Annotated in this window: 16 protein-coding genes; 9 read left to right on the plus strand and 7 right to left on the minus strand. The window is 66.3% G+C overall.

All coding sequences use genetic code 11. The annotated features are described in order from the left end of the window. The first annotated feature begins 172 nt into the window (after positions 1 to 172). From rpmH to rsmG, 6 genes are all read left to right on the plus strand, one after another. The gene (rpmH, locus tag CIK77_RS09275; protein WP_043595303.1) at positions 173 to 310 is read left to right on the plus strand and encodes a 50S ribosomal protein L34; all 138 of its coding nucleotides are present in this window, start codon (positions 173 to 175) and stop codon (positions 308 to 310) included. Between the two features lie 19 nt (positions 311 to 329). Next, positions 330 to 707, plus strand: a complete 378-nt coding sequence (gene rnpA / locus CIK77_RS09280) for a ribonuclease P protein component (RefSeq protein ID WP_087055865.1) — start codon at positions 330 to 332, stop codon at positions 705 to 707. Further along, entirely contained in the window at positions 704 to 1,051 is a 348-nt protein-coding gene (gene yidD, locus CIK77_RS09285; protein ID WP_087055864.1) for a membrane protein insertion efficiency factor YidD, read from the plus strand. Before rnpA ends, yidD begins: the two co-directional genes overlap by 4 nt. A gap of 3 nt (positions 1,052 to 1,054) precedes the next feature. After that, on the plus strand, positions 1,055 to 2,119 hold the full coding sequence (gene yidC, locus CIK77_RS09290) for a membrane protein insertase YidC (RefSeq protein WP_087055863.1): 1,065 nt from the start codon (positions 1,055 to 1,057) through the stop codon (positions 2,117 to 2,119). 57 nt (positions 2,120 to 2,176) lie between these two features. After that, positions 2,177 to 2,671, plus strand: coding sequence for a Jag family protein (locus CIK77_RS09295; protein ID WP_087055862.1), 495 nt, complete (start codon positions 2,177 to 2,179; stop codon positions 2,669 to 2,671). Between the two features lie 83 nt (positions 2,672 to 2,754). Continuing rightward, positions 2,755 to 3,408 (plus strand): 16S rRNA (guanine(527)-N(7))-methyltransferase RsmG, encoded by a 654-nt coding sequence (rsmG, locus tag CIK77_RS09300; protein WP_087055861.1) that lies wholly within the window; start codon positions 2,755 to 2,757, stop codon positions 3,406 to 3,408. A gap of 75 nt (positions 3,409 to 3,483) precedes the next feature. Here rsmG and CIK77_RS09305 read toward each other — a convergent pair whose 3' ends face one another. Further along, a complete protein-coding gene (locus tag CIK77_RS09305; protein WP_087055860.1) occupies positions 3,484 to 3,942 on the minus strand; it encodes a nitroreductase/quinone reductase family protein in 459 nt (152 codons plus the stop codon). 2,363 nt (positions 3,943 to 6,305) lie between these two features. Here CIK77_RS09305 and CIK77_RS09310 point away from each other — a divergent pair. From CIK77_RS09310 to CIK77_RS09320, 3 genes are all read left to right on the plus strand, one after another. After that, on the plus strand, positions 6,306 to 7,229 hold the full coding sequence (locus CIK77_RS09310) for a ParA family protein (protein ID WP_275543029.1): 924 nt from the start codon (positions 6,306 to 6,308) through the stop codon (positions 7,227 to 7,229). Further along, entirely contained in the window at positions 7,229 to 8,332 is a 1,104-nt protein-coding gene (locus CIK77_RS09315; RefSeq protein WP_087055858.1) for a ParB/RepB/Spo0J family partition protein, read from the plus strand. Before CIK77_RS09310 ends, CIK77_RS09315 begins: the two co-directional genes overlap by 1 nt. Positions 8,333 to 8,444: 112 nt before the next feature. Beyond that, positions 8,445 to 8,786: a tryptophan synthase subunit alpha gene (locus CIK77_RS09320; protein WP_087055857.1), complete on the plus strand. Its 342-nt coding sequence runs from the start codon at positions 8,445 to 8,447 to the stop codon at positions 8,784 to 8,786. Positions 8,787 to 8,986: 200 nt separating this feature from the next. Here the strand turns inward: CIK77_RS09320 and CIK77_RS09325 are convergent, their stop codons facing one another. From CIK77_RS09325 to CIK77_RS09350, 6 genes are all read right to left on the minus strand, one after another. Further along, positions 8,987 to 9,805 (minus strand): ion transporter, encoded by an 819-nt coding sequence (locus tag CIK77_RS09325; RefSeq protein WP_087055856.1) that lies wholly within the window; start codon positions 9,803 to 9,805, stop codon positions 8,987 to 8,989. Between the two features lie 157 nt (positions 9,806 to 9,962). After that, on the minus strand, positions 9,963 to 10,286 hold the full coding sequence (gene trxA / locus CIK77_RS09330; RefSeq protein WP_087055855.1) for a thioredoxin: 324 nt from the start codon (positions 10,284 to 10,286) through the stop codon (positions 9,963 to 9,965). A gap of 76 nt (positions 10,287 to 10,362) precedes the next feature. Continuing rightward, positions 10,363 to 11,331 carry a thioredoxin-disulfide reductase gene (gene trxB / locus CIK77_RS09335; protein WP_087055854.1) on the minus strand — a complete coding sequence of 323 codons (969 nt, stop codon included), beginning with the start codon at positions 11,329 to 11,331 and terminating at the stop codon, positions 10,363 to 10,365. Between the two features lie 107 nt (positions 11,332 to 11,438). Next, complete coding sequence (locus CIK77_RS09340) at positions 11,439 to 11,897, minus strand: hypothetical protein (protein WP_087055853.1); 459 nt, start codon at positions 11,895 to 11,897, stop codon at positions 11,439 to 11,441. Positions 11,898 to 11,947: 50 nt separating this feature from the next. After that, on the minus strand, positions 11,948 to 13,552 hold the full coding sequence (murJ, locus tag CIK77_RS09345) for a murein biosynthesis integral membrane protein MurJ (protein WP_087055852.1): 1,605 nt from the start codon (positions 13,550 to 13,552) through the stop codon (positions 11,948 to 11,950). Further along, the gene (locus CIK77_RS09350) at positions 13,536 to 15,743 is read right to left on the minus strand and encodes a DUF6049 family protein (protein ID WP_087055851.1); all 2,208 of its coding nucleotides are present in this window, start codon (positions 15,741 to 15,743) and stop codon (positions 13,536 to 13,538) included. Before CIK77_RS09350 ends, murJ begins: the two co-directional genes overlap by 17 nt. Positions 15,744 to 15,759: the final 16 nt, after the last annotated feature.

Here is a 15,759-nt window from a genome sequence, read left to right on the forward strand (position 1 = left end):
TGCTAGGTCGCGCCCGAGGCTGTGGAGATACTGTCAGGTTCGCCGTCGCATTTGCTTTGGACGTGTGACCCGGCGTAATCTATGGCGGTTGACTTATGCCCGTTTCGGGCACCCGTAACGATGTCTCCGGCTGTATATATGATCCGGTGACGCCTTCATCCGGAGAGAACTTATGAGCAAGCGCACGTTCCAGCCCAACAACCGCCGTCGCGCCAAGAAGCACGGCTTCCGCGCCCGCATGCGCACCCGCGCCGGTCGCGCGATCCTCGCCGCTCGTCGCGGCAAGGGCCGCACCGAGCTCTCGGCGTAAGCACTTCGCCAGGCCCGACGTGCTCGCGAAGGCGAATCGTCTCACCCGAGGGGCCGACTATCGACGCGTCTCCCGTCGGGGGCTTCGCAGCGCCGGGCCGCACCTGGTGACGCACATCGCGTTCACCGGCGAGGGTCGGCCGGCACGATTCGGCTTCATCGTCACCAGGGCCGTGGGCGGCGCTGTGTGCCGCAACGCGGTGCGGCGCCGCCTCAAGGCGATCTGCGCGGAGGCGCTGCCCGATGTGCGAGAGGGCGCGGACATTGTGATCCGCGCCCTTCCGTCGTCTGCGGGGGCTTCTTTCGCGGAACTGCGTTCACAGGTGCGGCGCGGGCTGAAGCGCCGAGGCGCTTTCGACGTCGTCTCAGCCGACGTCCATCCGGAGCCTGCGCCGTGAGCGTCCTCCCCGCCACCAGCTACGGCACGGCGCGTCTCGCCTCCGGCGGTCTGCGCACCGTTCCGCTGCTGCCGCGCAACGCCGGAATCGCCTTTCTGATCGCCTACCGCGCCACGATCTCCCGTATGTACGGCGATGTGTGCCGGTACTTCCCCTCCTGTTCGGCCTATGCCGTGGGCGCCGTGCAGCAGCACGGCCTCGTGAGAGGATCGGTTCAGGCGCTCGCGCGCATCGCGCGATGCCACCCGTGGGCCGAAGGCGGCGTCGACGACGTGCGGCCCCATCAGAACTTCCGCTACGACCTGACACCCCGCGGCTTCGTCGTGCCGCGGCGAAAGGACTGACCCTTGGACATCCTGGGCAGCATTCTTGTTCCGATCCGGTTCGTGATCGAGATCATTCTCGTCGCGTGGCACTGGGTGTTCACGCACATCGGCCTGACCGATGACAGTGGTCTGGCCTGGGTGCTGGCGATCGCCGGCGTGGTGATCGTGGTGCGTCTGGCGATCTTCCCGCTCACGGTGAAGCAGATCAAGAGCCAGCGCAAGATGATGGAGATTGCGCCAGAGATGCGCAAGGTCCAGGCGAAGTACAAGGGCAAGAAGGATCAGCTCTCCCGTGAGGCGATGAGCCGCGAGACGATGGCTCTGTACAAGAAGCACGGCACGTCGCCTGTCGGCGGCTGCCTGCCGATCCTGATTCAGATGCCGATCTTCTTCTCGCTGTTCTGGACGCTGCGGGACATCCAGACGTGGCAGGTCGAGGGCATCGGCGGGTGGAGTGCGCGGGCCGACTGGTTCCCGCACATCTTCACGAACGACCTCGTCGAGCAGTTCGAGAGTTCGAAGCTGTTCGGGGTGGCACCGCTCAGCATGACGCTGACCGACCACTTCAACAGCCCGGTCGCGACGTCTTCGATCGCGATCGTGCTCAGCATCATCCTCGTCGCGCTGATGATCGCTTCGCAGTTCTTCACGCAGCTGCTGATCGTGTCGAAGAACCTCTCGGACGAGGCCAAGACCGGCCAGGCCTACCAGATGCAGCGCATCATGCTCTACATCATCCCGTTCGCGATGATCTTCTCCGGTGTCTTCTTCCCGCTCGGCGTCGTGACCTACTGGTTCTTCAACAACCTCTGGACGATGGGTCAGCAGTTCCTCGTGATCCGTGAGCTTCCCTCCCCCGGTTCTGAGGCATGGCGTGCTCGTACCGCTCGCCTGGAGAAGAAGGGCAAGACCCTCGACACCAAGGGCAAGGTCGTCACGATCGAGGAGTACGAGCGCGAGCAGGAGGAGCTGCTCCGCCAAGCGGAGGCGGAGCGCCAGCAGCGCGCGAAGCGTCAGCAGCCGATGAGCAAGCAGCGGGCGAAGAAGCAGTCCCAGAAGAACAAGGGCGGCGAGAGCGGCTCCTGACCCGCCCCGGGCTGACCCGCGGATGGTTCGAAACGACCCGATGAACGAGGAATCACGATGACCAGTACTGACCCCGCTGCCGTGTCGGAGCCGACGGTTGAGGATCTCGAGCGCGAAGGCGATGTCGCGGCCGACTTCCTGGAGGGGCTGCTCGACATCGCGGATATCGACGGTGACCTCGATCTCGACGTGCGTCAGGGCCGCGCCTATGTGTCGGTGGAGTCGGAGGACGCGTCGCTGAAGGCGGTTTCGGATCCGGACACCGTGCAGGCGCTGCAGGAGCTCACTCGACTTGCGGTGCAGAACCAGACCGGTCGCTTCTCGCGCCTCATTCTCGATGTCGGGGGCTCGCGCGATCTTCGTCGTCAGCAGCTCGAGAAGCTCGTGGACGCGGCCGTGGCGAAGCTCGATGAGGGTGCAAGCCAGGCGTCGCTTCCGTCGATGTCGTCATATGAGCGCAAGTTGGTGCATGACATCGCCGCCGACCGTGATCTTGTCTCTGAGTCGTACGGCGAGGCGGCGCAGCGTCACACGGTGATCCGCCGCGCCTGACGCATTTCGTGTTGTAGGGCTGACAAGAATGGCCTGGTGAGAGCGCATATTCAGGGGTCGGATCGACGGAGGAGCTGGTCGTGATGGATGGTGGAACGTTCGATGACGTCGTCGAGCAGGAGCCGGCGGTGGCCGGCGAACTGTTCGGTGATCGCATCGTTCTCGCCCGTCAGTTCGTCAGGGCTTTGGTGGAGCACGGCGAAGAACGCGGACTGATCGGACCGCAGGAGGTCCCCCGGATCTGGACCCGCCATGTGCTCAACTGCGCAATCGCTGCTCCTCTGTTCCCCACCGGTGGCCGCGTCGGCGACGTGGGATCAGGAGCCGGTCTGCCCGGTGTGGTTCTGGCGATCGCGCGCCCTGATGTCACGTGGGAGCTGATCGAACCGATGGAGCGTCGGGTTTCGTGGCTCGACGAGCAGGTCTCCGCTCTCGGCCTGGAGAACGTGACGGTGCATCGCGCGCGCGCCGATGAGGTTGCGGTGGAGGGAATGCTCGACGCGGTCACGGCGCGGGCAGTATCGGCGATGCGCACGCTGATCCCGTGGACCGCTCCCCTGGTTCGTGACGGCGGCGAGCTGATCCTGCTCAAAGGTCGCTCGGTCGACGCCGAGATCGACGCGGCACAGAAGGTGCTGCGCAAGCACCGCGTGACCGACGTGCGTGTGGAGGTTCTCGGCGAAGGTGTGCTCGATGAGACCACCCGTGTGGTGAGGGCTGTCGTTCGCGCTTCTTGACGACCGGGGCGTGGTGCCGCGGGAACCCGACCGATTGCTGCGTCGATGGGAGCGTGGTCCTGCTCTGGCCGTCGGTCACTCCTGGAGTTCGAGAATGACGATCTCCGTGGGCGTGCGTGGCCGTGAGGCGAGAACCTTCAGGCCGGGTTCGTTGTCCTCCCAGACGGTCCACAGTCGCTCCCGCTCGTCGCCCTCAGCCACCGCCGCGGCCACCTTGTGACGGGTGCCGTCAGCGAAGAGTGCAGAGGCTTCCGGGTCGGCCTTGAGATTCAGCCACCACGCCGGGTGTCCTTCCATCCAGCCGTTCATGGCGAGGGCGTGCACGCGGTCGGCACCATCGGGCAGGTAGGCGATGATCGCTGTGCGTGGGTTGCCGGTGCTGCGCCCCGTGGTCGTGAGTGCAAGCGCTCCCCATGTTTTCCTCTGACCGGGTTCCCACAGCCCGCGCCCGGTTCCCCGCCTCGCCAACCATCGGTGAATCACCCACGCGGTCTTGACGACGAATCGTGGTGGAACGAAGGGCTTGCCTGCCATAAGTGTCCTCCTCGGATGATCTCAGCGTGGCACCGGGCGCGGTGGCAGCGCCGTGAAGGTTGGATGAACGGTGCCGGATGAGCGCGGGCGTCACCTACGTTTCACGTGAAACGCCTCCGCTTTCCTGCGCTCCTTCGGCCTCGGACGGATGAACTCACAGTCAGTCAGTCAGTCAGTCAGTCAGTCAGACAGACAGACGGACGGACGGAAGGACGGAGGCTGCTCGTGGTGGTGCGACCATCGGTTCACGGTGCAGAGCGCTTCGAAGACGTCGGCTGTGCGAGTGTGGCTGAGCGGCGTGTGAGGTCTCCCCGTGATCGTCGTCGGGTCTGGAGCCCGGCGGAACCGAATCATGATCGTGGCGGCTGATTCGGTTGGGTGCGCTCCTCAGCGGCGAAGCTCATGCCCATTGAGCGGTGTTTCACGTGAAACACGTCGAGGTGAGTCGGTTGTTCTGCGATTCAGAGTCTGCTCGGAACGCTTCATAGGCTCGCTGAGCAGACCGATACGCTGCCGCCGGTCATCACGCCGGCTGGGCGTGCTCTTCGACACGATCTATGAGCGGGTGTCTGAACGGATAGAGTCTGTGCCATCGAGATGCGTCTTCGCAGGTAGGTGCGTGCGGACAAGCGATGGTGGGCGTCGAAATGACGTGTCATAGACGTGCTTCGGAGTTCTCCGAACGGGGACCCATCTGAGCGGGCGGATAGGGGGGCCTGCTTGATCGGTGTCTGTCGTGGGGTCGCGCAGCGCGACGATGTTTCACATGAAACGTGCTCCCGAGAGCGCACTACCGTCCGTGCTGATCCGTGATCGCGATGGACGCCTGGACGCAGAGTGCCGGCAGTTGTGAGGCGGATTCAGGGGACGCTGGCGAACGAGGGGTCCGGGCCGGTGCCTCTCGGCGAGTACGGGCGGGTTGCTCGAACAGTGCGTCGTCAATGTGATGCGTGGCCCCACGACGAGTTCAGACGGCTTCAAGCAGCCCACAATGCGGCACTCCTCGATGAGAACTTTCGGGCGGCGGTGGCCCCGACGTCCGTCCCGGCATCATTCGTCGCTGGCGCGCGGCACAGACAAGCGGGTGGCTCCTAGGAGATGTGCGATGCGTTCTGACAGGCTGCTCTCCCCTACGCGCTGGCGATGTCATGAGTCGGGTCGCGCTGCGGTTGCGTGATGGTCGTTGACGTGTGCGGCGCCCGGGTCTGACGCTTAGGAATTCTGCGTGGTTGAGAGTGCGAGGTACGCACGTCCTCACGTCCAAGGCGGTGCACAGGATCTTCGACGTCAGGTGGTGGCGATGGCACTTTGACGAACCCCTTGCTTTCGGCTGTGGCTCAGACTCCGGGTTCGACTTGGCGGCTTCGTGGTGTTTTACCGTTGTCGTGCGGGGAGCATTTTCGTGGAGGGCCGCTCGTGTCCGTGAGTGTGGGGAATCTGCGTCGCCTTACGGGATACGCGGTCCGGATGCCGATTGAGACGGCGTGTTTCACGTGAAACGTCGGTGTTCGGTGAGGCCAGTGCGGCTGACGTGGTGTGCAGCGATGGCTGTGGCGCTGCTGACAAGAGCGACGCCACCGGAATGTCGTGTCGGCGGTGCATCGTGAGTTCGACGCGTTGGTTGGCTGTTTCACGTGAAACGGGCGCGTCGTTGGCAGTTCCCGTGTGACATCACGAAGACGGCTGGGTGTTGTCCGACATGCCATCCATCGTGGTTGTTCCGCGGGCTCCCTACCTTGCGCCTTCCCCGGTGCCGAGGTCGTACGGGATGTGCAGCTTTCCATCAGGCGTAGGCCGAGGCGGGGCGCGGAGTGGCGACGGCGCGTATGGGGGACGCTTTCGTGTGGGTCCCCATCCGTCCACGTACCTGCGGTGTGCACATTCTGTGCCGATGCGACCCCGGTACATGTGCTGACGGATTCCTGCTGGGCGAGTTCTTCTCGCACGTGACGGTTCTCCAGACGGATTCACCTGCGTCGAACGCGTGGATGCAGGCACCGGTCCTCGCGTGCGGGCGTATGGGCGTGAACGTGCACAATGAACAGGCGCGTGCGTCCGGGCACGACTGCGTGTGGCGTCTCTCGTGTTCTCGCTTCTCGCCGCGGTTCGCATGAGCTTGTGCCGCCTGGCCCGTGCTTCTGCACCATGTTGTTCGGCGCTGCGACGCTCCTCCTCCGTGTCCACGGCTGCGATCCGGATTGAAAACGGCGTCGGAGGTCCGACAGCCGTCGGCCCCTCGCCGAGGGTTTCACGTGAAACATTGCCCAGACACGGTGTGTTCGATGCTCGCCGCCCGATATGACGCGAGGGCGGGGTTAGAGTTGTTCAGTACCCCTGACGGCGAACGAAAGAGTGTGTTTCACGTGAAACAGTCCGAGAACGAGAGCACTTTCTCGCTTCCCGACGACACTCCCCTGGCGCGCGAACTCGCGGATCTCAGTGCCCGCAAGCGCCGTCTGGCGGATACGGCGGTCACCTTCACCGGTCAGACGCGCGTGATGACGGTGTCGAACCAGAAGGGCGGCGTGGGGAAGACCACGACGACCGTCAACATCGCCGCGGCACTTGCCACGCTCGGCGGGCGTGTGCTCGTGATCGACCTGGATCCACAGGGGAATGCGTCGACCGCGCTCGGCGTGCCGCACAGCGCGGACACTCCGAGCATCTATGACGTTCTCATTGACGAGTTCGCCATCGCGGACGTCATCCAGGCGACCCCCGAGCACGACAACCTCTTCTGCGTGCCGAGCACGATCCATCTTGCGGGCGCCGAGATCGAACTGGTCTCACAGGTCGCCCGCGAGCATCGCCTCAAGACGGCGCTCGAGGAGTTCCGCTCGTCGCAGGAGAAGCCGTTCGACTTCATCCTGATCGACTGTCCGCCGTCGCTCGGCCTGCTGACGATCAACGCGTTCACCGCGACGGATGAGGTGCTCCTTCCGATCCAGGCCGAGTACTACGCGCTCGAGGGGCTCAGCCAGCTGCTGGCGAACATCAAGATGATCCAGAAGCATCTGAATCCCCAGATCCGCGTATCCACGATCCTGCTGACGATGTACGACGCGCGAACACGCCTTGCGCAGCAGGTCGCGGACGAGGTCCGTACGCACTTCCCCAACGAGACACTCGACGCGGTGATCCCCCGCTCCGTGCGCGTGTCGGAGGCGCCGAGCTTCGGGCAGACCGTCATCTCGTACGACGGCGGCTCCGCCGGCGCTGTGGCGTACAAAGAAGCGGCGGTCGAGATCACCAACCGCGTGGCAGGCAACAACAAAGGAGCGTCGTGATGGCGAAGCGAACGGGTCTGGGTCGAGGAATCGGCTCTCTCATTCCCACCACGGAGAACACGAACACGCGTCCTGTCGACGTGTTCTTCCCCAACGCTCCGAAGGCTGACCAGCCGCCGGAGGAGAGCTCGGCGACGGTTCTCGCACCCCCGGCGCCGGCGGACGAGAAGTCGACGACCGCAGGTCCGAAGCGTCGTTCGGCATCGAAGGGGAGCACTGCATCTGCGGCGAAGCAGACCGACGCGGCGGAGGTCGCAGACTCCGACGCCGTCGAAGAACTCGTCGCGGTTCCCGGTGCGCGGCTGATCCACATCGACCCGCATGCCATCGTCCCGAACCCGCGACAGCCCCGTCGGGAGTTCGATCCGAACTCTCTGGCCGAACTGGTGCACAGCGTCCGCGAGTTCGGGCTGCTCCAGCCGGTGGTGGTGCGTGAGACGAACGATGGCGCGTACGAGCTCATCATGGGTGAGCGGCGCACCCGCGCGGCTCGTGAGGCTGGCCTCGACGTGATTCCCGCCATTGTGCGCGACACGGCAGACGAAGACCTCCTCCGCGACGCGCTGCTCGAGAACCTGCACCGGGCCGAACTCAATCCGCTCGAGGAGGCATCGGCCTACCAGCAGCTGCTCGAGGACTTCGGCACCACCCAGGATGAGCTCGCCCGCAGAATCGGGCGCTCACGACCGCAGATCAGCAATACGATCCGCCTTCTCCGTCTTCCGGTTCCTGTTCAGCAGCGCGTCGCGGCCGGCGTGCTGAGCGCGGGGCACGCGCGGGCGATCCTGTCGCTCGAGAGCGAGGAGCTGATGGCGCGGCTCGCGGACAAGATCGTGAACGAAGACCTCTCGGTCCGCGCAGCGGAGGCTGCGGCGAAGGCGGTTGCGGCGGCCGGCGAGACGGCGGCACCCTCCCCTCGTCCGAAGGCCGGTGCGCGTCGTGCATACCTCGACGATGTGGCCTCGCGTCTCGGGGATCGGCTGAACACTCGGGTGAAGATCGGCCTCGGCGCTCGCAAGGGGCAGGTCACGATCGACTTCGCCACGATCCAGGACCTCAACCGAATCCTCGCCGAGATCGGCGAACAGGGATACCAGGACTGAGGTTCGTCGAGGGATGACCGGAACGATATATCGGTCTTGCCTCCCGTTCCGCTCTTCGCACTCAGCGAATCCCGCCCGGCCGGTGAATCACGCGCGTACGCTTGAGCGAGTGATGCAGAACGACTCGCCCCAGCGCCGCGCCAGCGTCGAAGTGCTCCGCGCGGAGGCCGAGGACGAGCGCGACTCCCTCATCGAGGAGCGAGTGCGCGCAGGCGAGGATCCGTGGGAGTTCATGGACGACCTGCCGACCATCGACGAACTCGTCGTGTTCCTGCTCCGAGCGGAGCACATCGAAGCCGACGGCGGGCTCCGCCCCACCGCCGCGCGAAATCAGCGAGTGCTCCGGATGATCGCGAATGAGTATCCGGAGCTCACGCGTGCGGTGTGGCGTCTGATCGGGCAGGAGAACACGCACCGCCGGTGGGACACCGTTGTGCGCGTACTCGGATCCTGAGCCGCCTCTCCCGGCCCCTGCAGGGGCGTGTGCGGGCCCGTTGAGGGGCAGGACGCGACCCGGGCCGTCTCAGCCGCGTCGCCGCGGTCCTGGAGCCGCTGTGGCGACGTGAGAGCGTCGGATGGTGCCTCCGGGGTCGCCCCCGACGGATCGACGGCTCCTCAGCGGCCCGGGATGACGAGCTGCGCGCCGGCAGGCTGCTACGCGGCACGCTCCTCTGCCGCGTCGTCGCGATCCTTCAGCTCTCTGACCTCCGAGCGCAGCGCGGTGATCTCCTCGAGCAGACGCTGCTCCACGACGCTCGGCGTCGGCTCGGCGTCCTTCTGCTCGTTCAGTGCCTCGCAGGTCACCGCGATGAACAGGTTCAGGATGACGAAGGTCGACACCAGGCCGTAGATCATCATGAACGGCCACGCCCACGGGAACTCGGCGGACAGCGGCGGCACGATCTCGCCCCAGCCGTCGCCGTTGAGCAGGCGGAAGAGCGAGACGGTCGAGGTTCCGAGGTCGCCGAAGAACTGCGGGGCCACCTCGCCGAACAGCATGGTGCACGCCACGACGAACACGTACAGCACGATGACGAGAAGCCCGCCGATGGCTCCGATGCCCGGAACGGCGGAGCCGAGGGCGCCGACGACCTTGCGCAGCGCCGGAACGGCGGACAGCAGGCGGAGAACCCGCAGCACGCGCAGCACGCGCAGAACCTGCAGCCCCTGACCTGCCGGTACGAACGACACGGCGACGACGAGGAAGTCGAAGATGCTCCAGCCGTCGGTGAAGAACCGCCAGCCGTGCGCGAAGATGCGCAGCACGACCTCGACCGTGAAGATGGCCAGGATCACGACGTCGACCGCCTGCAGGGCCGGACCGTGCATGCTGGGGAAGGTCTCGAGCCCGATCAGAACGGCGTTGATGATGATCACGGCGATGATGAAACCCTGGAACACGTTGTGCTCCACGAGCGCCTTCACGCGGGCCTGCGCCCCCGCGAAGGATACCGTTGCCGTGTTCTCCGTCATGATTCCCCTCCGAGTCGGCGACCGGGCGGACCGCCGCACCGATCGTAAGCGACCCGATCCGGGAACCTCAAAGGGCAGAACTGCCCCGCTCCTCCCACGACGCGGCCCCCGGCACTCGAGATGAGCGCCGGGGGCCGCGTCGCAGCTGCGGAGGTTCTTACTTCAGGAACGCAGCGAGATCCTGCTCCAGGGCCGGCTTCGGCTTGGCGCCGATGATGGTCGTGGCGACCTCGCCGTCCTTGAACACCTTCATCGCCGGGATCGACGTGATCTGGTACTGCATGGCCAGATCCGGGTTCTCGTCGACGTTCAGCTTGACGACCGTGATCTTGTCGGAGTTCTCCTGCTGGATCTGGTCGAGAACGGGCGAAACCATGCGGCACGGGCCGCACCATTCAGCCCAGAAGTCGACGAGCACGGGCCCGTCGGCCTTGAGAACGTCCTGCTCGAACGTTGCCGATGTGGTGGCCTTGGCGGTCATGTGTGTCTCCTTCATTGCGGGTTGCGGCGGTTTCACCCTGTGTCGGGGTCAACGCGCGGATGTCGTGAAAATTCCCCTACGCGGTGGTGAGCGCCGCAGCCTCTTCCGCTGCCTTCTCTGCGTCAGCCAGATCGGCCAGGAAGTGCTCGGCGTCGAGGGCGGCGACCGTGCCGGAGCCGGCCGCGGTGACGGCCTGCCGGTAGGTCGGGTCGATCACGTCGCCCGCGGCGAAGACGCCGGGCAGCGACGTGCGCGAGGAACGGCCGTCGACGCGCACGACGCCGTCAGCTGTGAGGTCGAGCTTGTTGTGCACCAGGTGCACGCGGGGGTCGGAGCCGACGGCGACGAACATTCCGTCGAGGGCCAGCTCTCGAGTCTCTCCGGTGACGGTGTCGCGCAGCGTGGCACCGGTCAGACCGGATGCGCCCAGCATCTCGACGACCTCGGCGTTCCAGATGAACTCGACCTTGTCGTTCGCGAAGGCGCGGTCCTGCAGCGCCTTCGATGCGCGCAGCTCGTCGCGGCGGTGGACCACGATCACCTTCGACGCGAACTTGGTGAGGAAGGTGGCCTCCTCGAGCGCCGAGTCGCCGCCGCCGATCACGGCGACGGTCTTGTCACGGAAGAAGAAGCCGTCGCAGGTGGCGCACCACGAGACACCGTGACCGGAAAGCGTGTCCTCGCCGGGAACGCCGAGCTTGCGATAGGCAGAGCCGGTCGCGAAGATCAGCGACTGCGCCTCCTCGACACCGCCGTTGCCGAGGTGAACGCGCTTGATCGGGCCGTCCAGCTCCAGTTCCGCCGCATCGTCGTATACGATCTCGGCACCGAAGCGCTCGGCCTGCTGCTGCATCTTGGCCATCAGGTCGGGACCCATGACGGCCTCGGGGAAGCCGGGGAAGTTCTCGACCTCGGTCGTCTGCATCAGGTCACCGCCGATCTCGACCGAGCTGGCGATGACGAGCGGGGCGAGGTTTGCGCGCGCCGCATAGATGGCTGCGGTGAACCCCGCGGGGCCGGAACCGATGATGATGAGCTGTCGCACGTGAGAGCCTCCCTTTAGCTGCGTCAACACATCGTATCCGCGATGCATTCCGCCCGGCCTGGGGATTCCTCCCCGCGAAAGCCGGGGTTCATCCGATGGACGCCTGATCAGCCGATCAGACCGACCACGACGAGCACGATGCCGATGATCGCCCCGACGGCGCCGATCCACTGCATCGGTACGTAGTAGATGGTGTGCCGGTTGCGCAGGCTCTTGTGCATCTGCTCGCGCTCGGTGGCGACGAGCTGGTCGGCCTGCGACTGCGCTTCCGCGATCGAACTCGGCGGCGCGATACCAGGGGCGACCTGGAACTGACCGGCCTGCACGACCTGCTGCAGCTGCGTCGTGCGCTCGGTCACCCACTCCTCGGTCTTCTGTGCGGGCCGGGTGACGTTCATGTACCAGCCGAGCACCGCCGCAGCCGCCCCGCCGACGAGCAGGCCGAGGCCGAGCCACAGCGTGATCAGCAGATCAGAGCCGATTGCCGTGCCGATGCCGATGAACACTGCAGCACCGATGAGAACGAAGATAACGCCGAGTGCACCCCAGCCGCGCCAGATAATCACAGAGCGAGACTACGGCCAACTGCGTGAGAACCTCAAAGGGCAGAACTGCCCTACCGCTTGACGACGCGGCGCAGCATTCCCATGCCCACCTTCAGCTCGGGGGTGCGGAACGCGGCGAGGATGCCCACGTAGACGACGAGGGCGATCGCTCCGATCACGCAGGTGCCGACGGCGCCGGTGAACTTGTTGTCGAGCATCCAGCCCGAATCGCCGCCCATCAGCAGGTAGGCGCCCCACGCCACCAGCCCCGCCGGTGCGGCGGCGAGGGCGAACCGCCCGAGCGCGAGCACCGCCTTGCCGATGCCGTACGGACCGAGCTTCCGGCGCAGCAGCACGCCGGCGATGATCGCCTGAATCGTCGACGAGAGCGCCTGACCGAGCGCGACGCCGGCGGTGAGGTACTGCAACGGCAGCACGGCATAGGCGATGTAGGCCGCGACGACCACGAGCACGGCCTGGATCGCCGTGAACACGAACGGCGTGCGGGTGTCGTTGTACGCGTAGAACGTGCGCTGCAGCACGTACAGCACGGACAGCGGCACCAGGCAGACCAGGAACGCGATCAGCACGATCGACGCCTCGTGTGCTTCGGCAGAGCTGTTCGTGAACAGTCGGGAGACCGGGCCGGATGCGGCCATCAGGCCGGCCGTGCCGAACACGAGGAACAGTCCGAGCGTGCGCACGGCCTTGCCGATGTCGGCGCGCACCTCATCGTCGCGTCCCGCTGCGGCGTGGCTGGACATCTGCGTGAAGTAGGGGGTGCCGATCGCGATCGCGACCGTTGAGTACGGCACCATGAAGATCAGCCACGCGTTCTGCATCGCGAAGGTCGCCGCACCGCCGTCGCCGGAGGCATCTGAGACCACCTGTGACTGGAGCAGGCCGGCGACCTGGGTCACGAGCATCATCAGGAACGTCCAGCCGGCGAGCTTGCCGATGTTGCGCAGCCCCACTCCGCGCCAGCGGAAGTCGGGCCGGATGGACAGGCCCGTCTTCCGCCAGAACAGCACGAGCACGAGCGCCTGCACGACGATGCCGGCGGTAGCGGTGCCCCCGATCCCCGCGATCATGCCGGGCGTCCACAGATCGACTGCCGTGAGGCCGCTGCCGAACATGACGATCATGGCGCCGAAGCCCGCTATCGACACGACGTTGTTCACCACAGGCGCCCAGGCGAACGGACCGAAGATGCCTCGGGCGTTCAGCGTCTCTCCCACGAGCGCGTAGAGCCCGTAGAACAGGATCTGCGGCAGGCACCAGTATGCGAACGCCGTCGCCAGTGCGAGCTGCTCCGGCGTGAACCTCGGCGCGTACAGCCAGATCAGGCCGGGGGCGGCGAGCATCGCCAGGGCGGTCGCGCCGAGCAGCACCACGGTCGCGAGTGTGAACAGTTTCGAGATGAACGCCGCGCCCCCATCGGCGTCGCGCTGCGACACCCGCACGATCTGCGGCACGATCACGGCGGTGAGGATGCCCGTGGAGATGACGATGTAGATGTTGTTCGGCAGTTGATTCGCGTTCGCGAACGCGTCGCCGGCACGCGTGTTCAGCGATCCGATCAGGGTCACGAGCACGATCGTGCGCAGCAATCCCGTGATTCGGGAGGCGAACGTTCCCGCGGCGATCAGGGCGCTCGACCTACCGAGACTGGCCATCTGGTTCCTCTTCTTCGTGAGCGGCGTCGTCAGGATTCTCGTCCGGCACCGGCTCATCCGGCGCATTCCGCTTCATGCGACGCCGGATGGTGCGGATCGTGCCGAACACGACGAGACCGACGATCAGAACCGCGAGCCCTGCGATGCCGTAGCGCTCCCAGTCGGCGCGCACTGTGACGTGCATCGACTCCTCCGGCCCGATGAGCACGCCCGTCGGGCTCTGCAGCGAGATCCGGATGTCGACGTCTCCCGAACCGAGGGTCGCCTCGACCGGCAGCTGCACTCTGGTGTTGCTGGAGGCCTGCGCCACCACCTCGGTGGAGGTGTCCATGCTCAGGCGCACGTCGTCGGGATAGCTGAAGACCGTGACCGTGACCGGGTAGGGCAGGTCGTTGCGCACCCACACGGGAAGCGGAGCCTCGCTGCTGAGCAGATTCACGTCGCTGGGCGGCACCAGGCCGACCGCCTCGCTCAAGGCACCCAGCGACGCCAGATGCGAATCGAACGACTCGCGCCATGCGTCCGGATGCGCTTCCCAGGCGACGGAGAGAAGCTGCAGCCGTTCGGCGCGGGTGCGCCCCATCAACAGCTGCGGATCGCTGAGCACTGAGCTGATCTCTTCGAGAGGAGAGCCGTACTCGGCCAGCGCGGCGCTCATGTCGATCCGCAGCGGGCCCGCCGCGCTGACGTACTTCGCGCCGTGACGATCGCTCGTCGTCAGGGAGCGCAGCGTGGTCTTAGACACGTCGGCGATCGTGGTGACGACGTCCGAGACAGCGCCGGCGGGGCGCGTGGTCGCTGGAGCGTCCTCGTCCTCGTCCACCAGGACTCCCCCCGTCCGCTCGAGAGCGACCAACAGGTTCGCGCCGTCGAGCTCATCGGAGGTGAGCCACAGCGACGCCACGGCTTTCTCGAGTGCGTCGGAGCGCGCCGCGCTGTCCTCGACAGCTGCCGCTTCGCTGATATCGGACGAGAGGCCCGCGTCATAGACGAGCGCGTCTCCGGCGTTCGCCGCGACCGGTGCGCCGTTCGCGCCGGCTCGAGTCCTGGTCGACGGCACGAGCGGCACGCCGTCCATCGCGTCGATTCCCTCGACGGTCTGGGAGCCGACGAGATCCGGATTCGGCCAGTAGACGTCATCGGTGGCGTCGCCGATGTCGAGCAGCTCGTCCAGCGTCATGTCGACGGGGTCCACGCTCGGTGTCGGGCTCGGATCGGGCTCGGATCCGTCTCCGCCGACTCCCGCGTCGTCGACATCACCGGCCCCTGCGATGTAGGGAGCCAGGCTCGTCGGGGCGAGCAGCTCCTCTTCGCCCGCGCTGATCTGGGTCGCGACGTCCGCGTCGCCGAACTGCAGCGCGAACCGGTCGTTCGGAAGCGCCATCAGATCGTCGAGCCATTCTGTCGCCGAGGCCGGTGCCGCGCTTCCCAGCACCCGGATCGCTGCGGGGATGGCCGGATCGACGGCGAGGGCTGCGCTGTTCCCGTCGACCGCGTCGAGCTGGTTGCGCAGGGTTCCGCCGGAGGAGGTGAGGACGTCGAGCTGGTCGGAGGTGAGCACGCCTCGCGATGATGCGGGTGCGGTGATCGGTACGACGACGGTGACTGCGGGGTCGTCGTCCGCACGCGTGAGCACGGCCGAATCGGTGAGTTCCTGCGTCGTATCGGCCGTGTCGGGCTCGAAGCGGGCCACGACGGGATAGACGCCGTCGTCATCGTCCGAGACGTCGGCTGTGATGTCGACGGAGAGGGTCTGCCCCGACGTGATCTCCTCGGTGTTCACGTACGCGAGCTGGACCGTGCTTCCGGTGGCTGCGCCGCCGGACCAGTCGTCGAGGGCGTCCGCGTCCTTCAGCGGCGAGACGGCGCGCTCGAGGACGACTCTTCCGGATGGCAGCGGGTCGCCGGCGTCGGCGGTGAGCGGATTGCCGTCCGACGGGTAGTCGATCGTGACGGTCGCCGTGAACTCGCCGGAGACGAGGCCGTGGTCGGGCAGCGTGAGGTCGAGCGTCGGCGCCTGCTCCTCGTCCTCCGCGGCTGCACGCACGACGGGCCCCGAGGCCGCTGATGCGGCGGGCGCAGAGCCGACGACACAGCCGAATGCGGCGAGCACGACGAGCGCCGCGGGGAGGGGGGCGAAGATTCGCCGCCTGCGCGCGGTCGTGCTGATCTGGCGACGGAGCAGTGACATGCCGTGCCCATCCTAC

The sequence above is a fragment of the Microbacterium sp. JB110 genome, assembly GCF_003335195.1.
GTDB lineage: Bacteria > Actinomycetota > Actinomycetes > Actinomycetales > Microbacteriaceae > Microbacterium.